This window comes from Rhodococcus sp. RS1C4, assembly GCF_002258225.1.
Classification (GTDB): domain Bacteria; phylum Actinomycetota; class Actinomycetes; order Mycobacteriales; family Mycobacteriaceae; genus Rhodococcoides; species Rhodococcoides fascians_E.
In genome coordinates this window covers 1-20,651 of the sequence record NZ_NOXZ01000009.1, presented here as the reverse complement: position 1 = coordinate 20,651, position 20,651 = coordinate 1, and the positions used below count along the sequence as shown (strand labels likewise).

The window sequence follows — 20,651 nt, the reverse complement described above, 5'->3', positions numbered from 1 at the left end:
GGTTCGGTGACCGAACTGTAACCGCGCGATTAGGTTCGGTCAACAGACCATTCGGGTAGGCTTCCGTACATGGCCCTCGGCGTCGACTACGTACATCAGGATTGCTCGATGGCACGTGCGCTCGAACTCGTCGGCGAGCGCTGGACGCTTCTCATCGTGCGTGACTCGCTGTTCGGTGTACGACGGTTCTCGGACTTCCAGACCCATCTGGAGATGTCGAAGGCCGTCCTCACGCAGCGGCTCGCAGGCCTCGTCGACGCTGGACTGCTCGAGCGCGTACCTCATGGCGGCCGCGACGAATACGTTGCGACGACAGCGCTCGAGGGTTTGTGGCACGTGGTCTTCGCGCTGAACGACTGGGGCGGTACCCAGGTCCCGTCGCCGGGCGGTGCGCGTCGGGAATTCCTGCACGCAGACTGCGGCACCCTACTGACCGGCCCCGGTCTGTGCACCCGTTGCGCGCTCGCGCCTGGCCCCCGCGATGTGCTGATGCGTCCCGGGCCCGGAATCGGTGGCACCGTGCGGCCGAACGCAGTGTCCGCGGCCTTGCGTTCGACGCGACGGTTGCTCGACCCGATCAGGTAGGGACGTTCGCCCCGTAACCCAGGTCGGTCAGTGCAGACTTGATCTTCCGCGCTGCCTCGTCCTGGGACTCGGCCGACGGACTCGGGTCCGCGCCGGAGATGTCGAAGTTCCCCATCTCGAACGCCGGGAACACGTGCAGGTGCAGATGCGGCACTTCCAGTCCGGCGATAAGGAACCCTGCCCGCGGCGCGTCGAAGCCCTGGACCACCGCTCGACCGATCTTCTGTGCAACCGACGTCAACTTGCCGAACACCGCGCCGTCGACGTCCTGCCACTGGTCGATCTCCTCGCGCGGCACGATCAGGGTGTGTCCCTGAGTGACGGGAGCGATGGTCAGGAACGCGACGACGTCGTCGTCCTCCCAGACGAATCGTCCCGGAATCTCTCCACTGATGATCTTGCTGAATACCGATGCCATGCGCCCAACCCTATGCGGCGTGCGGGACCCATGGGTCATTCCGCAGGCTCCACTCCGGCGGCACAGGAAACTGCCAGCTTGGATCCAGGCTGGTCGCAGGCAGGTAGACGAATCTGTGGTTCATGACATCGAACTCGCTACTCCGAGCAGGTGGCCGTGAGCCAAGCTCGTCCCCAGGTGACGCTGCGACGGCCGTCCTCGAGGTGGTCATTCCGGTCTACAACGAGGAGGCGGATCTCGAGCAGTGCATTCGTAGACTGCACACGCACCTCGAGGGCACCATTCCCTTCCGCGCCCGGATCACCATCGCAGACAACGCCAGCACCGACGCCACACTCGACGTCGCCCGGCGATTGGCGGCCGAGATCGACGGCGTGCACGTCCGCCACCTCGACGAGAAGGGACGTGGCCGAGCGCTGAAAGCGGTGTGGCTGGAGTCCGATGCCGACGTCGTTGCCTACATGGACGTCGATTTGTCCACGGATCTGAACGCGTTGATGCCTCTGATCGCTCCGCTGCTGTCCGGGCACTCCGATCTCGCGATCGGTTCACGCTTGAGCCGATCGTCGCGGGTGGTGCGCGGAGCGAAGCGTGAATTCATCTCTCGCAGTTACAACCTCATCTTGCGTACCTCGCTGCGTGCGCGGTTCTCCGACGCGCAGTGCGGCTTCAAGGCGATGCGCACCGATGTCGCGCGGACACTGTTGCCGCTCGTGGAGGACAACGGCTGGTTCTTCGACACCGAACTGCTCGTCATCGCCGAGAAAGTGGGTCTGCGGATTCACGAGGTGCCGGTCGATTGGGTCGACGACCCCAACAGCAGCGTGAACATCGTCGACACCGCCGTGAAGGACCTCGAAGGATGCTGGCGAGTGGGCCGAGCATTGGCGTCGGGCGCATTGCCGGTCGCGGAGTTGCGCAAGAGTCTCGGACGGGAGCCGCTCGTGGCCGGAGTACCGCACGGAATGGTCGGGCAATTGGTCCGATTCGGAATCATCGGCGTCGCAAGCACGGTCGCCTACGCGCTGCTGTATCTGATTCTGCACCCGCTCATCGGTGCACAGGCCGCCAACTTCCTCGGATTGTTGATCACCGCCGTCCTCAACACGGCGGCGAACCGGGCCTTCACGTTCGGAATACGTGGGGCCGAGAATGCTGGCCAGCACCAACTGCAGGGGCTGTTGGTGTTCGGCTTCGCACTGCTGGTCACCAGTGGTTCACTCGCCGCACTGCACGCCGCGGCACCCGACGTGTCGCGGCACGTCGAACTCTCGGTGCTCGTCGTTGCGAATCTCGTTGCAACGGTGTGCCGGTTCGTTGCCCTTCGTTGGGTGTTCCGTACCAAGGAGGACGCGTAGAAATGACGACGCTGATGCAACGACCCGTCGAGGAACCCACCCAGGAGACGCACTCTCGATGGGAATGGATCGGTCTTGCAGTGCTGTTGGTGGGTACGGCCGTGGCCTACATCTGGGGCCTCGGCGCGTCCGGTTGGGCGAACTCGTTCTACTCCGCGGCAGTGCAGGCCGGTTCGGTGTCCTGGAAAGCGTTCTTCTTCGGCTCGTCGGACGCGGCAAATTCCATCACCGTCGACAAACCACCCATGTCGTTGTGGTTGATGTCGTTGTCGGTTCGAGTCTTCGGACTCAGCTCCTGGGCGATGCTGATCCCGCAAGCACTGCTGGGCGTCGGTTCGGTCGCGCTTCTGTGGGCGACCATTCGTCGTCAGTTCGGTTCCGCCGCCGGTCTCCTCGCCGGACTGACCCTCGCAGTCACTCCCGTTGCGGCACTGATGTTCCGCTTCAACAATCCCGACGCCCTGCTGGTGCTGCTGATGATCGCCGCGGTGTGGGCATCGATGCGGGCCGTCGAGAACGGGCGTACTCGGTGGCTCGTGCTCACCGGAGTGTTCGTCGGGTTCGGGTTCCTGACCAAGCAGCTCCAGGTGATGCTCGTCATTCCGCCGATCGCGTTGATGTACCTCGCTTTCGGCCGGCCGAAGTTGGTCACCAGGCTGATGCAGCTCTTTGCCGCATTGGGCGCGGCGATCGTGTCGGCCGGCTGGTGGCTACTCGTCGTCGAACTGTGGCCGGCGTCGTCACGGCCCTGGATCGGGGGCTCGCAGGACAACTCCATCCTCGAACTGACCCTCGGATACAACGGTCTCGGCCGCCTCAACGGTGAGGAAACCGGAAGCGTGACCCCGGGCGGCGGTGCAGGAGGTGGCATGTGGGGTGAAACCGGCATCACGCGCATGTTCGACTCCTCGCAGGGCGGTCAGATCGCATGGCTCATCCCGTCGGCGCTGATCCTGTTGGTCGTCGGCCTCGTGATCCGAGGACGTGTTCGCCGCACCGATCCTCAGCGCGCGGCCTTGACGGTGTGGGGCCTGTGGTTGCTGGTCACCGGTCTGACGTTCAGCTTCATGGCGGGCATCTTCCACTCCTATTACACGGTGGCACTGGCACCTGCTGTGGCAGCACTGATCGGCGCGGGCAGCGTGCTGGCGTGGCGCAACCGCGAGCGGTACTGGGTGCGCATCGCCATGGCAGTGTCGACCCTCGCCGCCGTGGCGACAGCCTGGGTTCTGCTCGGCCGCAGTGCGGACTTCGTGCCGTGGCTTCGGTGGGCGATCCTCGTCGTCGGCGTCCTCGGCGCGGTCACACTGCTCATCCCGGCGATGACACGTGGAAAACTTTCTGTCGCAGCCATTCTCGCAGTGATGTTCGCGGGCCTTGCGGGCCCGACCGCGTACGCACTCGACACCATCGCGACCCCGCACACCGGATCCATCGTCTCGGCCGGGCCGTCGACAGGAATGGGCGGTCCAGGCGGTATGGGCGGTGGCCGCGGAATGGGCGACGGCCGGACCCGCGACGGTCAATCTCGGATGCAGGGCTTCCCGATGCAGGACGGTCAGATGCCTGCAGGGCTTCCCGGCGGTGGCATGGGCGGGGCCGGTGGACTCCTCAGCGGCAGCACCCCGACCGAGGCGATCACCTCGTTGCTCGAACACGACACAGACTCCTACACCTGGGTCGCGGCAGCCATCGGATCCAACAGTGCGTCGGGTTATCAGCTGGCGACCGAGGACCCCGTCATGGCGATCGGCGGATTCAACGGCACCGACCCGTCGCCGACGCTCGAGCAGTTCAAGGAGTACGTGGCCAACAGTGAGATCCACTACTTCATCGCAGGTGGAGGGATGGGTGGGTCCAGTTCCGGCACGTCCGCCGAGATCTCCGAGTGGGTCGCGGCGAATTACACGGCCACTACCGTCGACGGTGTGACGTTGTACGACCTGAGCTGACCATCTTTTTCTCCGATGGGAGTCGAGCCGATAGTCTGATGCACTGTGCGCGTACTCGTAATCGGTTCAGGTGCTCGTGAGCACGCCCTTCTCCTTGCGCTGAGCAAGGACCCTAAGGTCAGCAAACTGCTGGTCGCTCCCGGCAATGCAGGCACGGCGTCTATCGCCGAGCAGCATCCCGTCGACGTGGCGTCGGGTGCAGCGGTGACCGAGCTGGCTCGCAAGGTCGAGGCAGATCTCGTGGTCATCGGTCCCGAGGTCCCGCTCGTGCTCGGTGTTGCCGATGCTCTGCGTGAGGCCGGTATCGCCACGTTCGGACCGTCGGCCGACGCTGCTCGAATCGAAGGTTCCAAGGCGTTCGCCAAGGACGTCATGGCGGCAGCGGGTGTGCGGACGGCGCACAGTGAAATCGTCGATTCGCCGGCGAAGCTCGACGAAGCTCTCGATCGTTTCGGCCCCAACTGGGTCGTCAAGGACGACGGGCTCGCGGCGGGCAAGGGCGTCGTGGTCACCACCGATCGCCTCGCGGCCCGCGATCACGCTGCCGAGTTGCTCGAGACCGGGCATCCGGTGTTGCTGGAATCGTTCCTCGACGGACCCGAGGTGTCGCTGTTCTGCCTCGTCGACGGCGAGACAGTGGTTCCGCTTCTTCCGGCGCAGGATCACAAGCGCGTCGGCGACGGGGACACCGGTCCCAACACCGGTGGCATGGGCGCCTACACCCCGCTTCCGTGGCTGCCCGAGTCCGTCGTTCAGCAGATCGTCACCGAGGTGGTCGAGCCCGTTGCCGCCGAGATGGTGCGGCGTGGCTCACCGTTCTCCGGTCTGCTGTACGCGGGACTGGCGATCGGATCGCAAGGACCGGCAGTCGTCGAATTCAACTGCCGCTTCGGCGATCCCGAGACCCAGGCAGTGCTCGCCTTGTTGGACTCCCCGCTGGGCGAGGCCCTGAACGCAACGGCCACCGGCACGCTCGACTCGCTCGAGCCGCTGCAGTGGAAGAACGGCTCGGCCGTGACCGTGGTGGTCGCAGCCGAGAACTACCCCGGCCGTCCGCGTACGGGCGACGTCATCACGGGTGTGGATGCCGACGGTGTTCTCCACGCAGGCACCGGGCACAAGGACGGCGCAGTCGTCTCCGCCGGCGGCCGCGTGCTCAGCGTCGTCGGTTCGGGCGCGGACCTGGCAGAGGCCAGAGCGGACGCCTACGCCAAAATCGACGCAATCAAATTGCCGGGCAGTCACTACCGCACCGACATCGGCCTCGCTGCGCTCGAAGGGCGCATCTCACTCTGAGGACCCGATCCTGATGCTCCACTATCGAGTCGAATGCGCAGGAAACCGCGTATCCGTCGAAGGAATGGAGCGTCAGGCACCCCTGCTGCGCTGACGAGAACGCCTGTGGATGAACCGGTTACAACTCAAGCGGCTCGATCCGTGCCCGCGCACGGATGTCGTCCGGGGTGACCGAGGCAAGGGCGTCGAGGTAGGCCACCGAGAAAGATCCGGGCCCCGACGACGTGTGTTCCGCCACCTCCGCTGCCACCGCCACGTGCGTGTGTGCGGCGGTGAGTCCGGTCAGCGAATCCGGGGTGACGGCCAGGTAGGCAGCGACGAGAGCGCCCAGCGAGCATCCCGTTGTCGTGACCTTGGTCAGAAGGGGACTGCCACCGGCGACCGTGAGGCCCACTGGACCGTTGTTGCTGCGCCCGACGAGGTAGTCGATCGGTCCGGAGGCGGACACCGCGTCAGCGTGGTCGAGTAATGCGATCGCGGCCGGTACGGCGTCTTTCGAATCGACCGAGCTGTCGACTCCGCGTGTCGAGCTGCCCAGGCCTGCGAGTGCGACGATCTCGGAAGCGTTGCCGCGGACAGCCGTCGGGCGCCGGGTGAGCAGGTCGGCAGCCAGGGACGTGCGCCACGGAAGCCCGCCGACACCGACGGGGTCGAGTACCCAGGGTGTTCCGGCTGCCACCGCGCCGTCGGCGGCGAGAACGAAGGCCTCGGCAGTGCCGTCATCGGGGGTGCCGAGATTGATCAGTACCCCACCTGCGATCGCGGCGAATGCGGCAGCTTCGTGCACGTTGTCGATGTGTGCGTTGCTCGCACCCGCCGCCAGGAGGACGTTGGTGACGAAGTTCGCCGAGACGACGTTGGTGAGTGACTGAACCAACGGGGTCGTCTCGCGCAGTGCGTCGAGGGCATCGGCGACGGTGTGTGCGGTGGGGTGTGTCATGCGAATCGACCTCGGATGGTTGGGCAGGCGTACCCCACGAACGTAGCGATAACCTCGATCGCGTGCGTACTCCGTCGTCCAGGTCCGAGATTCAGCCCTTTCACGTCATGGATGTGTTCAAGGCTGCTGCTGTGAGAACTCGAACGCATGGGGACGTGCTGTCGCTTGCTGCGGGGCAACCGTCGACGCCTGCGCCGGCACCCGTGCTGCGGGCTGCTCGGGAGGCCCTGGACGGTCATCTGCTCGGGTACACGGAAACTCTCGGCATTCTGCCGCTTCGGGAAGCGATCGCGGCGTATCACTCGGCCGAGTCGAACATCGACGTGCACCCCGACGAGGTCGTGGTGACGACTGGATCGTCCGGCGCGTTCACGCTGCTGTTCCTCGCTGCGTTCGATGTCGGGGACACCGTGGTCATGGCCCGTCCGGGGTATCCCGCGTACCGAAACACTCTCGCTGCCCTCGGCTGCCGCGTGGTCGAGCTGGACTGTGGCGCCGAGTCGCGATTCCAGCCGACCGTAGCGATGCTCGAAGAACTCCCCGAGCCGCCGAAGGGCCTGATCATCGCCAGTCCCGCCAACCCGACGGGAACGATCGTCGACGCCGACGAGTTGGCCGCGATCGCCCGGTGGTGCGAGGCCAACGGAACCCTCCTGATCTCCGACGAGATCTACCACGGTATTTCCTACGGGGACGTGACGACGTCGAGCGCGTGGGAGACCTCGCGCACCTCGTCGGTCGTCATCGGATCGGTGTCCAAGTACTTCTCGATGACGGGGTGGCGGCTCGGGTGGATGCTGCTGCCGTCGCACCTGCACCGCGCGGTGGAGCGCCTGGCGTCGAACATGACCGTGTGCCCGCCTGCGATCTCGCAGGTAGCGGCCGTCGCGGCGTTCACCGAAGAGTCGCGCGCCGAGCTCGACGGTCACGTCCGGCGCTACGCCGTCAACCGGCGGATCCTGCTCGACGGATTGACCGCGGCCGGTGTCACCGACCTGGCGCCCGCCGATGGAGCGTTCTACGCCTACGCGGACATCGGTCACCTGACGCAGGACTCACGGGCGTGGTGCGAGCGCATCCTCGCCGAGACCGGTGTGGCTCTCGCCCCCGGCGTGGATTTCGACACCGTGCACGGCCACCACACCGTCAGGTTCTCGTTCGCCGGAACCACCGAGCACGTCGAAGAGGCGCTGACTCGCCTCGCGCCTGTGCTCTAGAGCCGGCTCAGGGCATCCTCGATGTCGGATCGTGAGACGTCTCGGTGGGTGACGAATCGTGTTCGTCCGACGACGCCGACCGCGGCTATCCCGAGATCGGCGAGCTCCGCGACGGTCAGAGGTCCGTCGGCGAGAACGATGTTGGTCTGGGGTTCGTCGACGGTCCAGCCGCGTTCGCGGAGACCGTCGGCGAGGAGACGGGCATGGGCGTGGTCGTCGGCGAGGGAGTCGACGGTATCCAGTGCCACCAGGCCCGCCGCGGCGAGTACTCCGCCCTGTCGCACTCCTCCGCCGAGCATCTTGCGGATGCGCCTGGCTTCGGTGATGCGGGCGGCGTCGGAAACGAGCATCGAACCCACCGGTGCACCCAATCCCTTGGACAAGCACACCTGGACGGTGTCGGCGCCGCGCGTCAGATCCGAGACCGGGACTCCGAGCGCCACGGCCGCATTCCACACGCGTGCGCCGTCGAGGTGCACCGTCAGGCCCCTCTCGCGGGCCGCGGCCAGCAGGGCCGCCCATTCCTCGGCGTCGAACACGGCCCCGCCGGCGAAATTGTGGGTGTTCTCGAGGCACAGCAGCGTCGTGGTCAACGTGAAGTACGGGCCGTCGGACACCGCTGCGGCGACGGTCTCGGACGTCGGGCGTCCCGGTCCCGCGTCGTGCGGCAGGATTCGAGGCATGCCTTGGGCGAGCCACGCGGCCGTGCCCAACTCGGAATCGAGGACGTGCGCGTGTTCCGGCGCGAGGAATGCGTCACCCCGCCTCAGGTGCATCATCAGCGCGATCAGATTTCCCATCGATCCGCTGGGCACCCACAGCGCACTCTCGTACCCGAGAACGTCCGCAACACGCTCCTCCAGCCGGGCCATGGTGGGGTCGTGGTCGAGAACATCGTCGCCCACCTCGGCGTCGTACATCGCCTGCCGCATCTCCGGCGAAGGCCGCGTCACGGTGTCCGAACGGAGGTCGATGGTCGAAAAGTGCATGATCTTCAGGATTCCACACCGTTTACCCCAGAAGAACCGACGCGGGCTGGCACCATGATTCGAATGTCAGCAGGCCACACCGATTCGCCGAGCAAGGCGTCGGGTGCGACCCCGAAAGGGGAGCGTCGACGGCACGCACTGGCGTGCGCAGCGGCAGATCTGCTGGTGGAAGGCGGATTCGACGCGGTGCGTCACCGTGCCGTTGCCGCGAAAGCAGGACTGCCACTGGCGTCGACGACCTATTATTTCGAGTCGCTGGGTGATCTGATCGCCTGTGCCGTGGAGCTTCTGGGGACACGGGAACTCGAAGTGATGCGCGGCCGGATCGATTCGCTGGGAGACCTGGCGCACGACACCGATTCGACGGTCGCCCTGATCGTCGACCTCCTCATCGGGCCCCAGGGCGCGGTCGACGACGGTCCCGAACGCCTGATCGCGCGGTACGAGCGTTTCATCGCCTCCGCCCGTCATCCGCAGCTCCGCGAAGTTCAGCTGCGGCTGCGCGCGCAGACCGACGACCTACTGACCGACGTCCTGCGCAGATCCGGTCGAATCGTGCAGGAGCAGCAACTCCGCCGCCTCGTCGCTGTAGTCGACGGGGCGGTGGTCGGAGCTCTCGGCGAAGTCGACCCGGAACCGCGGGCCATGGCGTCGTCGATGCTTCTCGCAGTCCTCGACGTTCTCGCTCCTGCCGGGGCTAGCTAGACTGGGCAGTCGTGACCATTCCGAATGTCCTCGCCACCCGTTACGCCAGCCCCGAACTGGTGGACCTCTGGTCTCCGGAACACAAGATCGTGCTCGAGCGCCAGCTCTGGATCGCGGTCCTCAAGGCTCAGTCCAGCCTGGGAGTCGACGTTCCGTCCTCCGCCGTCGCAGATTACGAACGCGTGCTGGATCAGGTGGACCTGCAGTCCATCGCCGAGCGTGAGCGCGTGACGCGCCACGACGTGAAGGCACGCATCGAGGAGTTCAATGCTCTGGCCGGCCACGAGCACATCCACAAGGGTCTGACCAGCCGCGACCTGACCGAGAACGTCGAGCAGCTGCAGATTCTGCGGTCCCTCCAGCACATCCACGCACACGGTGTCGCCGTCGCAGCCAGGCTCGCGGAGAAGGCGGCCGAGTACTCGTCGATCGTGATGGCGGGAAGAAGCCACAACGTCGCAGCCCAGGCGACAACGCTCGGCAAGCGTTTCGCATCCGCCGCGGACGAGACGCTGATCGCTCTGGTCCGCCTGCAGGAACTGATCGCGCGCTACCCGCTTCGCGGAATCAAGGGCCCGATGGGCACCGCGCAGGACATGCTCGATCTGTTCGGCGGCGACTCGGCCAAGCTGACCGCGCTCGAGCGGATCGTCGCCGATCACCTCGGTTTCCGGCACGTCCTGACGAGCGTCGGTCAGGTGTATCCGCGTTCCCTCGATCACGAGGTCGTCTCTGCACTCGTCCAGCTCGGTGCGGGACCTTCGTCGTTCGCACACACCGTTCGGTTGATGGCGGGCCACGAGCTGGTCACCGAGGGCTTCCAGCCGGGCCAGGTGGGGTCGTCGGCGATGCCGCACAAGATGAACACCCGCTCCTGCGAGCGCGTCAACGGTCTGCAGGTCGTGCTCCGCGGGTACGGATCGATGGCCGCCGAACTCGCCGGTGCACAGTGGAACGAAGGCGACGTCTTCTGCTCGGTCGTCCGCCGAGTGGCACTTCCCGACGCGTTCTTCGCCATCGACGGCATGATCGAGACGTTCCTGACCGTGCTCGACGAGTTCGGCGCGTACCCGGCCGTCATCGCCAAGGAACTGCAGCGCTACTTGCCGTTCCTGGCCACGACGAAGGTGCTCATGGCCTCCGTGCGCGCCGGCGTCGGCCGCGAGACCGCGCACGAGGCCATCAAGGAACACGCGGTGGCCGTCGCGCTTGCGATGCGGGAGCAGGGCCAGGAGCCCGACCTGCTCGATCGCCTGGCGGCCGACGATCGGATTCCGCTGGATCGGGATGCGCTCGACGCCGCCCTCGCGGACAAGTCCGCATTCATCGGATCTGCGGAAGCGCAGGTGGCGGCTGTTGTCTCCGATGTGGAGACGCTCGTCAGCCAGTTCCCGTCGGCAGCGAAGTACTCGCCGTCACCGATTCTCTAGGACACCGGGAAGGTCTGCGACCGAGCCGATGACGTGGTTCGGTTGCAGCCCGAATTCCTGCTTGGATCGGCGGTCGAGCACGTCCTGCTGGAACTTTCCGGTGCGGACGAGCACACCCGTCATACCCACGACCTGAGCCGCCAGCACGTCGTTGTCCAGGTCGTCGCCGACCATCACGACGTCCACCGGGTCGACGCCCATGCGCTCGGCAGCAGTCTGGAATCCGAGCGGTGCGGGCTTGCCGATGGCTTTCGCCGTGTGCCCCGACGCCTTCTCCATCCCCGCCAGGTACATCCCGGTGTCGATGCGTAGACCGGCACCCGTCGTCCACATCAGGCTTCGGTGCATCGCAACGACGGGAATTCCTCGGCAGAGCCAGTCGTAGACGCGGCTGAGGCGTTCGTGGGTGAATTCGGGACCCGCGCCGCCGACGACCACCACGTCCGGATCGCCGTCGCCCTCGTCGACGAATTCGATGCCCGGCATGTCCCCGGCGATGTCCCCGTTGTTGATCAGGACCGTGCGCGCCCCAGGGTAGGTCTGACGCAGGTAATCGGCCGTCAAGGACGACGCGGTCACGATCTCGTCGGCGTGGACCGGCAGGCCTGCTTCGGTCAACGCGTCGGCGATCTGGGATCTGGTCTTCGACGTGGTGTTGGTGAGGAAGGCGCGTGCGATGTCCTTGCTGTCCAGATAGTCCAGTGCCTCGGCAGCACCTGGAACGGGCTGCCACGACGTGACCAGCACGCCGTCTATGTCGAAGAGAACCCCGCCCAACAATCCCATGGCCGAACTCTAGTCGGGGCGCAAGGAGGTCGCAGTCTCTGCCTAGACTGGCGAAGTATGAATCCGTACACGATCTTCGCCGAAATCATTGCCGGGAACGCCGAATCCAGCCTCGTGTACTCCGACGATGTCGCGGTGGCGTTCATGGATATCCGACCGGTCACCAGAGGCCACGTCCTGGTCGTTCCCAGGCAACAAGCGAGGTCCCTCGCCGAACTCGAGCCCGACGTGGGGGCACACCTGTTCGTCGTCGGGCAGAAAGTCGCGGCCGCGCTGCGGGCGACGAATCCGCGTATCGCGGGCGTCAACTTCTTCCTCGCCGACGGAGAAGTGGCGGGTCAGGAGATCTTCCACGTCCACCTGCACGTCATCCCGCGGACCGTAGGGGACGGTTTCGGTCTTCGGGCGCGCCCGACGTCGCCGCAACGCTCCGAACTCGACGCGCAGGCAGGCGACATCTCTCGCGCATTGGGTGCCGCGGGTAGGTAAGCCGTGCCTGTGTAAGGTGTACCTAATTCGAGTAGGACAGGTATTCCGGGAGCACCACGATGACGACGGTAGTGAAGGCGGGTGACTCCGGAGACCCGGAAGCGCCTGTCGCAGGCCGGCTCGAGACGCCGAGCACTCCCGGAGGGCTTGCCAAGACCAACGCCAGACGCACCGCGGGTCTTGTCGTCGTCATCGCGCTCCTTGCAGCGATCTGCCTGCTCAGCATCGCCGTCGGTACCAAGTACATTCCACTGAACGAGGTGTGGAACGGACTGTTCGCGTACGACGACTCGAACAACGCCGTCATCATTCGCGAACTCCGAGTCCCGCGAACGGTTCTCGGTCTCATCGTGGGAATCGCACTCGGCGTCAGTGGAGCGCTGATCCAGGCCATGACCCGTAATCCCTTGGCGGACCCGGGGATTCTCGGTGTCAACGCCGGAGCTGCGTTCTTCGTGGCCCTCGCGGTCGGTGCGCTCGGCTTCACCGGTATCTGGTCCTACATCTGGTTCGCGTTCCTCGGTGCGATTCTGGCCACGGTCGCGGTCTACGCGCTCGGGTCCATGGGACGAGCAGGCGCGACGCCGATTAGATTGACTCTGGCCGGAATTGCGCTGGCCGCGGTTCTCGGCGGTATCACCTCCGGCATGCTCCTGCTCGACCCGGAGGCGTTCGACAAGATGAGATTCTGGGGCGCAGGTTCGCTGTCCGGTCGAGGCCTCGACATCTCGTTCGCCATCGGACCTTTCGTACTCGTCGGACTGATCCTCGCCCTCGTCATCGCACGGCCGCTGAACGCAATCGCCCTGGGCGACGACCTGGCTCAATCCCTCGGTGCGAAAGTCACCCACACCCGCACCATCGGCATCGTCGCCGTCACGTTGCTCGCCGGCGCCGCCACCGCAGCCGCAGGCCCCATCGGCTTCGTCGGACTGATGATCCCGCACATGGTCCGCTGGTTCGTCGGGCCCGACCAACGCTGGATCCTGCTCTACACCGTCGCGGCCGCGCCCTGCCTGCTGCTGTTGTCCGACGTCGTCGGCCGTCTCGTCATCCGGCCGGGTGAACTGCAGGTCGGCATCGTCACCGCCTTCGTCGGCGCTCCGGTCCTCATCCTTCTGGTTCGACGCAAGAAGGTGAGTGGGCTGTGAGCACGGTGGATTTCGGTCGGCGAGTTCGTATTCTGCGTCTCGCCGACGACGAGGTCAGTGGACGCATCGACGTCAGGACCGTGGTGGTGTGCGCCGTTCTGGTCGCACTGTCGCTGGTGGTGTCGGTCGTTGCACTCGGGTCGGGTGATTACTACATTCCGCCGGGCGGGGTTCTGCAGGCGCTGTTCTCCGATGCGCCGCGGTTCACCGAACTGGTGGTGATGGAGTGGCGGTTCCCTCGTGTCGCGCTCGCACTGTTGCTCGGTGGCGCCCTGGGGGTGTCGGGGGCGATCTTTCAGTCCTTGACACGAAATCCTCTGGGAAGCCCGGACATCATCGGGTTCGACACGGGTGCGTACACCGGTGCGTTGATCGTCATCCTGACGCTCGGCGGTGGCTACTACCAGACCGGAGCGGGAGCGCTGATCGGCGGAATCTGCACGGCTGCAGTGGTGTATCTGCTGGCGTTCAAGAAGGGTGTGCAGGGGTTTCGGCTGATCATCGTGGGAATCGCCATCAGCGCCGTGCTCGCGTCGGTCAACACGTGGCTGATCATCAAGGCCGATCTCGCCGACGCCATGGCCGCGGCCGTGTGGGGTGCGGGCAGTCTCAACGGGCTGGGGTGGGCGCAGGTCGGACCCGTCGTGCTGGTTCTGGTGGTTCTGACGCCTGCCATCGCGGTCGTCGGCAAGAGATTGCCGATGCTCGAGATGGGCGACGACGCAGCCAAGGCCCTCGGTATCAGCGCCGAGCCGACACGGTTGATCCTCATGGTGCTCGGCGTTGCGCTGACGGCGCTGGTGACCGCAGCCGCAGGTCCCATCTCGTTCATCGCGCTCGCCGCCCCTCAGCTGGTTCGACGGCTGACCAGAACGGCAGGGGTCGCGTTGCTGCCGTCGGCGGTCATGGGCGCGTTTCTGTTGGTGCTCAGCGACTTCGCGGCTCAGCGTCTGTTCGCGCCGACGCAGTTGCCCGTCGGCGTCGTCACGGTGTCCATCGGCGGCGCGTACTTCGTCTGGTTGTTGGCTCGGGAAGGTAGAAAACAGTGATGTCGAATACGGGGACTCGGGTGCGGGCCAAGGCCCGGCTGTACGCCGACAACGTGACCATCGGGTACGACAAACGCGTCATCAGCGAGAACCTCTCCGTCGAGATTCCCGACGGCAAGTTCACCGTCATCGTCGGACCCAACGCGTGTGGAAAGTCGACGCTTCTGCGTGCGCTGTCGCGGCTGCTGAAGCCCGAGGCAGGCACCGTCCTGCTCGACGGCAAGGCCATCAGCTCCTATCCGGCGAAGGAAGTCGCACGTCGGCTCGGGCTGTTGCCCCAGACATCGATCGCACCCGACGGCATCTCCGTCGCGGATCTGGTTGCGCGAGGACGATACCCGCATCAGAAGCTGATCAAGCAGTGGTCGAGGGACGACGAGGCCGCCGTGGTGTTCGCGATGAACGCGACCGGGGTGACCGAACTGTCCGGCCGGCTCGTCGACGAGTTGTCCGGCGGACAGCGTCAGCGAGTGTGGGTTGCGATGGTGTTGGCGCAGCAGACCCCGTTGATGCTGTTGGACGAGCCGACGACGTTCCTCGACATCGCGCATCAGATAGATCTGCTGGAACTGTGCTCCCAGCTCAACCGCGAGCAGGGAAACACCATGGTCGCGGTGCTCCACGACCTCAATCACGCCTGCCGCTACGCCGATCACATCATCGCGATGAAGAACGGTGAGGTGGTGACCAGCGGGCGTCCGGCGGAGGTCATCACGGCGGAACTCGTCGAGTCCGTCTTCGGGTTGCCGTGCCGCATCATCGAAGATCCCGAGTCGCACACTCCGTTGGTCATTCCGCTGGCGCGAGTTGGTCGGCCTAGACATTTGGACATGAAGATAGGTTAGGCTTAGCTGGTTGATCCCTCGACTGACTAAGGACGGCACGTGCCCAAGGTGAACAGCGCTCGCGACGTGGTGGACATTCTCGGCGTCGGATACGGCCCATCGAACCTGGGGCTGGCCATCGCGCTGGCCGAACGCAACGAAGCGGTGTCCGAGAGCGAACAGATCACGTCTGCTTTCGTCGAGCGTCAACCGGAGTTCACGTGGCACCCGGGAATGCTCCTTCCAGATGCCACGATGCAGATTTCTTTTCTCAAGGATCTCGCGACGCAGCGGAACACTCGCAGCGAGTACACATTCCTTGCCTACCTCCGGCAGCGAGATCGATTGAACCACTTCATCAACTTGCAGACGTTCTTTCCCTCGCGCATCGAATTTCACGACTACCTGCGGTGGTCGGCCGACAAAGTCGACGCGGACGTGTTGTACGGGAGCACGGCCACCGAGGTGTCGTGGAACGGTGAGCTGTTCGAGGTACGCGTCAGTGGCGCGGAAGGTGATGGCCTACTGCGTGCGCGCAACGTGGTGCTGGCAGGCGGACTGACGGCTACTCTGCCGGACGGAGTCACCTCGGGTGCACGTGTATTCCACAACCATCGTGTCCTCGATCATCTGGATTCGTTGCCGTCGACGCCCCATGGAAGATTCGTTGTCGTCGGTGCCGGTCAGAGCGCCGCCGAGGTCGTCGCTTACCTCCATGAGCGCTACTCGGACGCTGAGGTTCACGGTGTGTTCGGAAAGTACGGCTACAGCCCCGCCGACGACAGTCCCTACGCAAACCGGGTTTTCGATCCAGAGGCCGTGGACGATTTCTACGTCTCCACCCCCCAGCTCCGCGAGCAGTTGATCGCCTACCACCGAAGCACCAATTACTCAGCGGTGGATCTGCCTTTGATCGAGGAACTGTACAACCGCGAATACACCGAGCGAGTGACGGGCAGACGTCGATTGTTCGTCCGCGGTGCGTCCGAGGTGAGTGTCCCGCGAGAGACCGACGGTGGCGTGGAAGTTACTGTGTTGCACCGTCCGACGGGGCGCGAAGAAACGCTCACCTGCGACGCTGTGGTGTATGCGACGGGCTTTCGTCCGCTCGACCTCCACGGGATCCTCGGCACACTTGCCGACGACTGTGTATTCGCAACCGACGGCACGCCGGAAGTGGAGCGAGACTACCGGCTACGGACGTCGTCCCACATCACCGGCGGAATCTACCTGCAGGGTGGTACCGAGCACTCTCACGGACTCACATCATCCCTGTTGTCCAACATCGCCGTGCGATCCGGGGAGCTCGTGGATTCTTTCGAGTTGAGACGCTTCGCCCTCGTGAGCGGGAATCGATAGGGAGACTGCTCCAGTTGTTCGACGCTCCTTGTTCGATGTCGTTTCGAAGAAAGGTTGGCCATGCGAGTGGTGATGTTCGGTTACCAGACCTGGGGGCACAAGACCCTGCAGTCCCTGATCGACTCCGTGCACGACGTGGTAGGTGTTGTCACGCATCCGACCAGCGACCAAGTGTACGAAAGCATCTGGGCCGATTCCGTCGAGGACCTGGCTCGCGAACACGACGTTCCCGTCCATCTTGCTCGCCGTCCGGATGCAACGATGCAGGAGCAGATCCAGGCCTGGAAGCCGGACATCATCGTCGCCAACAATTGGCGTACTTGGTTGCCGCCGGAAATTTTTGCCCACCCACCGCATGGAACGCTCAATCTCCACGACTCGCTGCTTCCGAGGTTCACTGGTTTCTCCCCGATTGCGTGGGCGCTGATCAGCGGTGCCGAGGAAGTAGGACTGACCGCGCACCGAATGGACGGCGAACTCGACACCGGTGACGTCCTCACCCAGGCTGCAATCCCGATCGGACCCCGAGACACTGCAACGGAGTTGGTACGGGCCACCATCGATCTGATTCCCGGCGTGCTGCTCGAAGCACTCGAGCGCATCGAGTCCGGCACCGCACAGTGGCGTCCCCAAGACCTCGCGCAACGCACCTTCTTTCACAAGCGGCACGAAACCGACAGTCTGATCGACTGGTCGTGGGAGGCGTCGGACATCGACCGGCTGGTGCGAGCGATGTCGGATCCGTACCCGAACGCGTTCACCTACTACCGCGGTGAGCGTATTTCGGTCGTACAGGCTCACGTGTCGGAAGGCATCTACGGCGGGACGCCAGGCAGGGTGTTCATCCGCGAAGGCGACGGAATGGCCATCGTCGCCGGCCCCGACGCCCACCGTGGCCGTAATCACGCCCTCGTCATCGACCGTGTCCGAAGCAGCGACGGCACGGAATGCTCTGCGCTCGAATACTTTCCGAGCGGCGGCGGGTACCTCACAGCCGATTCACGCTGAATCGGACAATCTATATCGGAAAGGTTTCACGTGGCGATCAAAGGATTGCAGCGCTTCTCCTACGCCGAGGTGGTGAGCGCGAAGCGTATTTCTCCCTCGCTCGTGCGCGTCGTATTCGGCGGCGACGGATTGGCCGACTACACATCGAATGGCACCGCTGACGAGTGCGTCTCGCTCTATTTCCCGGCCGAGGGCGAAGACAAGCCGCCGGCCATGACCGAGAAGGACGGCGACTGGGCCTATCACGACATCGACGAGCCCGAGCATCGCAACTACACGGTTCGGGTGTGGGACGCGACCGCCAAGGAAATGACGATCGACTTCGTCGCTCACGAGGGCGGAATCGCGGCGGCATGGGCCCTTGCGGCGACACCCGGTGACGTCATTGGATTATGGGGACCGCGCGGCTGGTACGACCCGCCCAGTGACACTGCATGGCAACTCCTCGTCGCCGACCTGACAGGATTGCCTGCTCTGTCCCGAGCCGTCGAAGAGTTGCCGGCCGGCTTTCCTGTCCGGGCAGTCGTGGAAGTCCTCGACGAAGGCGACAAGATCCCGATCGAGACGAGTGCGGACCTGAGCATCGAGTGGCTGATCGGCGGCAACGGACATTCGCCGTCGCAGCTGGCCGACGCCGTACGTGCCGAACGCCTTCCAGAGGGACCGGGCTATGTGTGGTTTGCGGGCGAAGCGGCTGCGAGCCGGGATGTGCGCAAGTACCTGCGCAAAGAACGAGGCTTCGGCAACGCGCAGTTCGAGACCATCGGGTACTGGCGCGTCAGGGCCGAGGAGTGGCTCCAGAAGTACGAAGCCGTCGAAGATCAGCTCCACAGTGAGTACCAGCAGCTGATCGACGCCGGAGTCGAAGAAGCAGATGCCGACAACCGCTGGGAGGAGATGCTCGAGGAGGCCGGGCTGTAACTGTCCTCGGTGGGTGCGCCAGAGATGTGCGTGCCCTCTTCGGCCACGGTGCCGCCCTCCAGGACCACGATTCGATCGCACACTCGTGCTTGCGAGAGCCGGAGGGCATGATCCGGGCGCGTACTTCCCGCCGTGCGACCTCCCACACAGCCGCACGAATCCGTGCAGCGCGTCCGGGAGCGGCTTGGACTGCCTTCACAGTGGGAAGCGCCGACAGGGTGGTGAGCACGCGTTCTTGCGAATCGTGATCCGCTGTGTCGGTGGTGTATCCGGGATCTCGAAGAAGGCTGGAATGTACTTGGTTGACTTCCACGCCGTCTTCACACTCGGCTGCGCTTGACGTCGGTCGCCGCGTCGAACCGTGCGGACAGCTCGATTCCCAGTGTTGCCACCGCGCTCTGCGACAGCCCGATGACGTCGAGCTCCACCGAACCATCGGTGACGGAAAAGCGGATCACGCAGCGGTACGCGGTCTCCACGCCCTCCCTCGAGCCTGGGTCGGCGAGCTTTCCGACGGTGTTCGTCACGAGCACAATGGAATTGCTCGACTTCCGCAAGCTCCGCCGCCCGGCACGGTTGTGGTAGCGAAGCAACGAATACTGTCGTCGTTCGGCTTCGGACAGCCCGCTGATGTACGGCCACGTTGCGGTGAACGGCCCGATCGCAGGTCGCGGTGATGCCATAGTCGTTTCGAGATCGACTGTCACCTCTGTCGAGTCTCTCTGTGCAACCTGGCGAAGAGACTCGGCGATGAGCTCCGGCAAGTCCGATGCCTCGACCGCCAGGTCAGCCCGGATGTGTGCATGATTGCCGTCGGACCACATGGTCGAATCGCCGAGCCGGCTGACACCGGTCGCATCGACCCAACGCTGCGCGAGTTCGCCGTCGAGGTTCTGTCCCGCGGTATCGACCGCTTCCAGCGCGGTCTCGAGTGACACAGTCGCCGAAACCTCGACGTGCCCGGTAAGAATACGGGCGATCTCGTGAACCGAGCCTCGGTCGGCAGCCGCGGCATGCGCAGCAACCAGTAACCAGCTCTGGGTGGGTGTGCTCCACGTTGCGATTGCCGCCGGTAGACCCTCCGTGATGCTGATCAACGATGCGACGCGAGAGGCTGCGGCGGAGTCACTGGTCTCCGGATCGATTTCGACGACCTGCTTCGAAAGATCGACCGTTCCGGCGGGCGCGATCTCGGATGTCCACAGCCGACGGTTCAACGGCGAAACCCTCATCCGCAATGCATCGGTCCTGTTCACAAGCGAGACGAACGCGGACTGCAGTCCCGACAGAGCTGACCGGTCGATCGCGATCAGCTCGGTGTAGACCCAATCGTTCGGCTCGGCACCGGCCTCGCGGAGCCGTTCGAGCGTGGAAGAGGCACTGAGAGGAATCGGGTCTGCCGCGATCTCCGGAATGTCCAGGACCCCGGCCAGACCCGCGATCGTGCGCTTTTCGAAGACGTCTCGCACGGTGAAGTGCAAACCTTCACGGCGAGCTCTCGAGACGACGAGAATCGACGAGATGGAGTCGCCGCCGAGGCGGAAGAAGTCGTCGTCGATGGACAAGGGTGCATCGCTGGGTAGTCCGAGTACGTCGGTGAAGATGGTGGTGAGGGTGATTTCTGTTGCGGTGGTGGGTGCTGTTCCGCCGGTGAGGGCGGTGGTGAGGTCGGGTGTGGGGAGTGCTCGGTGGTCGAGTTTGCCGTTGGGGGTGACGGGGATGGTGTCGATGGGGATGAAGACGGTGGGGATCATGTAGTCCGGTAGCCGGTCGGTGAGGAAGGCCCGTAGTTCCTCGTCGGTGTTGTTGTCGGTGTTGTTGTCGGGGTTGGTGTTTCCGGTGTGGTAGGCGGCGAGGTATTTTCCGGTGCCGCCGGGGTGTTCGGCGGCGATGACGATGGCGGTGGAGACGGCGGGGTGGTGTTCGAGGACGACGCGGATCTCGTCGAGTTCGATGCGGAAGCCGCGGATCTTGACCTGATCGTCGGTGCGGCCGAGGTAGTCGAGTTGCCCGTCGTGGTTCCAGCGGACGAGATCGCCGGTGCGGTAGAGGCGCTGACCTGATCCGGCGCCGGTGGTGGGGTCGGCGATGAAGCGGGTGGCGGTGAGGTCGGGTCGGTTGATGTAGCCGTCGGCGAGTTGGGTGCCGCCGAGGTAGAGCTCTCCTGTGATGCC

At 64.9% G+C, this 20,651-nt stretch carries 19 protein-coding genes; 14 read left to right on the top strand and 5 right to left on the bottom strand.

Annotation, left to right across the window (positions count from 1 at the left end; translation table 11 throughout):
* Positions 1 to 69 precede the first annotated feature (69 nt).
* Positions 70 to 585, top strand: coding sequence for a winged helix-turn-helix transcriptional regulator (locus tag CH289_RS03155; protein ID WP_094727236.1), 516 nt, complete (start codon positions 70 to 72; stop codon positions 583 to 585).
* Here CH289_RS03155 and CH289_RS03150 read toward each other — a convergent pair.
* Entirely contained in the window at positions 578 to 1,003 is a 426-nt protein-coding gene (locus CH289_RS03150; protein ID WP_094654040.1) for an HIT family protein, read from the bottom strand. The genes CH289_RS03155 and CH289_RS03150 overlap by 8 nt on opposite strands.
* Positions 1,004 to 1,125: 122 nt before the next feature.
* Between CH289_RS03150 and CH289_RS03145 the strand changes: the two genes are divergently transcribed.
* From CH289_RS03145 to purD, 3 genes are read left to right on the top strand one after another with little or no spacing between them, the layout of a single operon-like run.
* Positions 1,126 to 2,361 (top strand): bifunctional glycosyltransferase family 2/GtrA family protein, encoded by a 1,236-nt coding sequence (locus CH289_RS03145; protein ID WP_094727234.1) that lies wholly within the window; start codon positions 1,126 to 1,128, stop codon positions 2,359 to 2,361.
* Between the two features lie 2 nt (positions 2,362 to 2,363).
* The gene (locus tag CH289_RS03140) at positions 2,364 to 4,313 is read left to right on the top strand and encodes a glycosyltransferase family 39 protein (protein ID WP_094727232.1); all 1,950 of its coding nucleotides are present in this window, start codon (positions 2,364 to 2,366) and stop codon (positions 4,311 to 4,313) included.
* Positions 4,314 to 4,358: 45 nt separating this feature from the next.
* Positions 4,359 to 5,609, top strand: coding sequence for a phosphoribosylamine--glycine ligase (gene purD, locus CH289_RS03135; protein WP_094727230.1), 1,251 nt, complete (start codon positions 4,359 to 4,361; stop codon positions 5,607 to 5,609).
* Between the two features lie 118 nt (positions 5,610 to 5,727).
* Here purD and thiM read toward each other — a convergent pair whose 3' ends face one another.
* On the bottom strand, positions 5,728 to 6,549 hold the full coding sequence (gene thiM, locus CH289_RS03130; protein ID WP_019663648.1) for a hydroxyethylthiazole kinase: 822 nt from the start codon (positions 6,547 to 6,549) through the stop codon (positions 5,728 to 5,730).
* Positions 6,550 to 6,611: 62 nt separating this feature from the next.
* On the opposite strand from thiM, the gene CH289_RS03125 reads away from it, so the two are divergent.
* Positions 6,612 to 7,766, top strand: coding sequence for a pyridoxal phosphate-dependent aminotransferase (locus CH289_RS03125; protein ID WP_094727228.1), 1,155 nt, complete (start codon positions 6,612 to 6,614; stop codon positions 7,764 to 7,766).
* On the opposite strand, the gene CH289_RS03120 is transcribed toward CH289_RS03125, so the two are convergent.
* Positions 7,763 to 8,755 carry a threonine aldolase family protein gene (locus tag CH289_RS03120; RefSeq protein WP_094727226.1) on the bottom strand — a complete coding sequence of 331 codons (993 nt, stop codon included), beginning with the start codon at positions 8,753 to 8,755 and terminating at the stop codon, positions 7,763 to 7,765. The genes CH289_RS03125 and CH289_RS03120 overlap by 4 nt on opposite strands.
* Before the next feature lie 54 nt (positions 8,756 to 8,809).
* On the opposite strand from CH289_RS03120, the gene CH289_RS03115 reads away from it, so the two are divergent.
* The gene (locus CH289_RS03115) at positions 8,810 to 9,460 is read left to right on the top strand and encodes a TetR/AcrR family transcriptional regulator (protein WP_033190008.1); all 651 of its coding nucleotides are present in this window, start codon (positions 8,810 to 8,812) and stop codon (positions 9,458 to 9,460) included.
* An 11-nt stretch (positions 9,461 to 9,471) separates the two neighbouring features.
* Complete coding sequence (gene purB / locus CH289_RS03110; protein ID WP_019663644.1) at positions 9,472 to 10,890, top strand: adenylosuccinate lyase; 1,419 nt, start codon at positions 9,472 to 9,474, stop codon at positions 10,888 to 10,890.
* Here the strand turns inward: purB and CH289_RS03105 are convergent.
* Positions 10,876 to 11,676 (bottom strand): HAD-IIA family hydrolase, encoded by an 801-nt coding sequence (locus tag CH289_RS03105; RefSeq protein WP_019663643.1) that lies wholly within the window; start codon positions 11,674 to 11,676, stop codon positions 10,876 to 10,878. The two genes, purB and CH289_RS03105, sit on opposite strands and share 15 nt — an antisense overlap.
* A 57-nt stretch (positions 11,677 to 11,733) precedes the next feature.
* On the opposite strand from CH289_RS03105, the gene CH289_RS03100 reads away from it, so the two are divergent.
* Genes CH289_RS03100 through CH289_RS03070 form a run of 7 tightly spaced genes read left to right on the top strand, consistent with a single transcriptional unit; the run spans position 11,734 to position 18,477 of the window.
* Entirely contained in the window at positions 11,734 to 12,165 is a 432-nt protein-coding gene (locus CH289_RS03100; protein WP_019663642.1) for an HIT family protein, read from the top strand.
* A 59-nt stretch (positions 12,166 to 12,224) separates the two neighbouring features.
* On the top strand, positions 12,225 to 13,316 hold the full coding sequence (locus CH289_RS03095; RefSeq protein WP_033190007.1) for a FecCD family ABC transporter permease: 1,092 nt from the start codon (positions 12,225 to 12,227) through the stop codon (positions 13,314 to 13,316).
* The gene (locus CH289_RS03090; RefSeq protein ID WP_020113371.1) at positions 13,313 to 14,365 is read left to right on the top strand and encodes a FecCD family ABC transporter permease; all 1,053 of its coding nucleotides are present in this window, start codon (positions 13,313 to 13,315) and stop codon (positions 14,363 to 14,365) included. Before CH289_RS03095 ends, CH289_RS03090 begins: the two co-directional genes overlap by 4 nt.
* Positions 14,365 to 15,210: an ABC transporter ATP-binding protein gene (locus CH289_RS03085; protein ID WP_033190005.1), complete on the top strand. Its 846-nt coding sequence runs from the start codon at positions 14,365 to 14,367 to the stop codon at positions 15,208 to 15,210. The genes CH289_RS03090 and CH289_RS03085 overlap by 1 nt, the downstream gene beginning before the upstream one ends.
* 39 nt (positions 15,211 to 15,249) lie before the next feature.
* Positions 15,250 to 16,548 carry a lysine N(6)-hydroxylase/L-ornithine N(5)-oxygenase family protein gene (locus CH289_RS03080; protein WP_020113369.1) on the top strand — a complete coding sequence of 433 codons (1,299 nt, stop codon included), beginning with the start codon at positions 15,250 to 15,252 and terminating at the stop codon, positions 16,546 to 16,548.
* Positions 16,549 to 16,608: 60 nt separating this feature from the next.
* Positions 16,609 to 17,556 (top strand): methionyl-tRNA formyltransferase, encoded by a 948-nt coding sequence (locus CH289_RS03075; RefSeq protein WP_020113368.1) that lies wholly within the window; start codon positions 16,609 to 16,611, stop codon positions 17,554 to 17,556.
* 30 nt (positions 17,557 to 17,586) lie between these two features.
* A complete protein-coding gene (locus tag CH289_RS03070) occupies positions 17,587 to 18,477 on the top strand; it encodes a siderophore-interacting protein (RefSeq protein WP_019663636.1) in 891 nt (296 codons plus the stop codon).
* 320 nt (positions 18,478 to 18,797) lie between these two features.
* On the opposite strand, the gene CH289_RS03065 is transcribed toward CH289_RS03070, so the two are convergent.
* Positions 18,798 to 20,651 (bottom strand): phosphopantetheine-binding protein (locus CH289_RS03065; RefSeq protein ID WP_143545030.1); only part of this gene is annotated, 1,854 nt, incomplete at its 5' end.

Excerpts from the sequence above, each read along its gene's own strand:
- CH289_RS03155 (WP_094727236.1), top strand. The coding sequence starts at position 70 with ATGGCCCTCGGCGTCGACTACGTACATCAGGATTGCTCGATGGCACGT.
- CH289_RS03150 (WP_094654040.1), bottom strand. The coding sequence starts at position 1,003 with ATGGCATCGGTATTCAGCAAGATCATCAGTGGAGAGATTCCGGGACGA.
- CH289_RS03145 (WP_094727234.1), top strand. The coding sequence starts at position 1,126 with ATGACATCGAACTCGCTACTCCGAGCAGGTGGCCGTGAGCCAAGCTCG.
- CH289_RS03140 (WP_094727232.1), top strand. The coding sequence starts at position 2,364 with ATGACGACGCTGATGCAACGACCCGTCGAGGAACCCACCCAGGAGACG.
- thiM (WP_019663648.1), bottom strand. The coding sequence starts at position 6,549 with ATGACACACCCCACCGCACACACCGTCGCCGATGCCCTCGACGCACTG.
- CH289_RS03120 (WP_094727226.1), bottom strand. The coding sequence starts at position 8,755 with ATGCACTTTTCGACCATCGACCTCCGTTCGGACACCGTGACGCGGCCT.
- CH289_RS03115 (WP_033190008.1), top strand. The coding sequence starts at position 8,810 with ATGATTCGAATGTCAGCAGGCCACACCGATTCGCCGAGCAAGGCGTCG.
- CH289_RS03105 (WP_019663643.1), bottom strand. The coding sequence starts at position 11,676 with ATGGGATTGTTGGGCGGGGTTCTCTTCGACATAGACGGCGTGCTGGTC.
- CH289_RS03100 (WP_019663642.1), top strand. The coding sequence starts at position 11,734 with ATGAATCCGTACACGATCTTCGCCGAAATCATTGCCGGGAACGCCGAA.
- CH289_RS03095 (WP_033190007.1), top strand. The coding sequence starts at position 12,225 with ATGACGACGGTAGTGAAGGCGGGTGACTCCGGAGACCCGGAAGCGCCT.
- CH289_RS03085 (WP_033190005.1), top strand. The coding sequence starts at position 14,365 with ATGTCGAATACGGGGACTCGGGTGCGGGCCAAGGCCCGGCTGTACGCC.
- CH289_RS03075 (WP_020113368.1), top strand. The coding sequence starts at position 16,609 with ATGCGAGTGGTGATGTTCGGTTACCAGACCTGGGGGCACAAGACCCTG.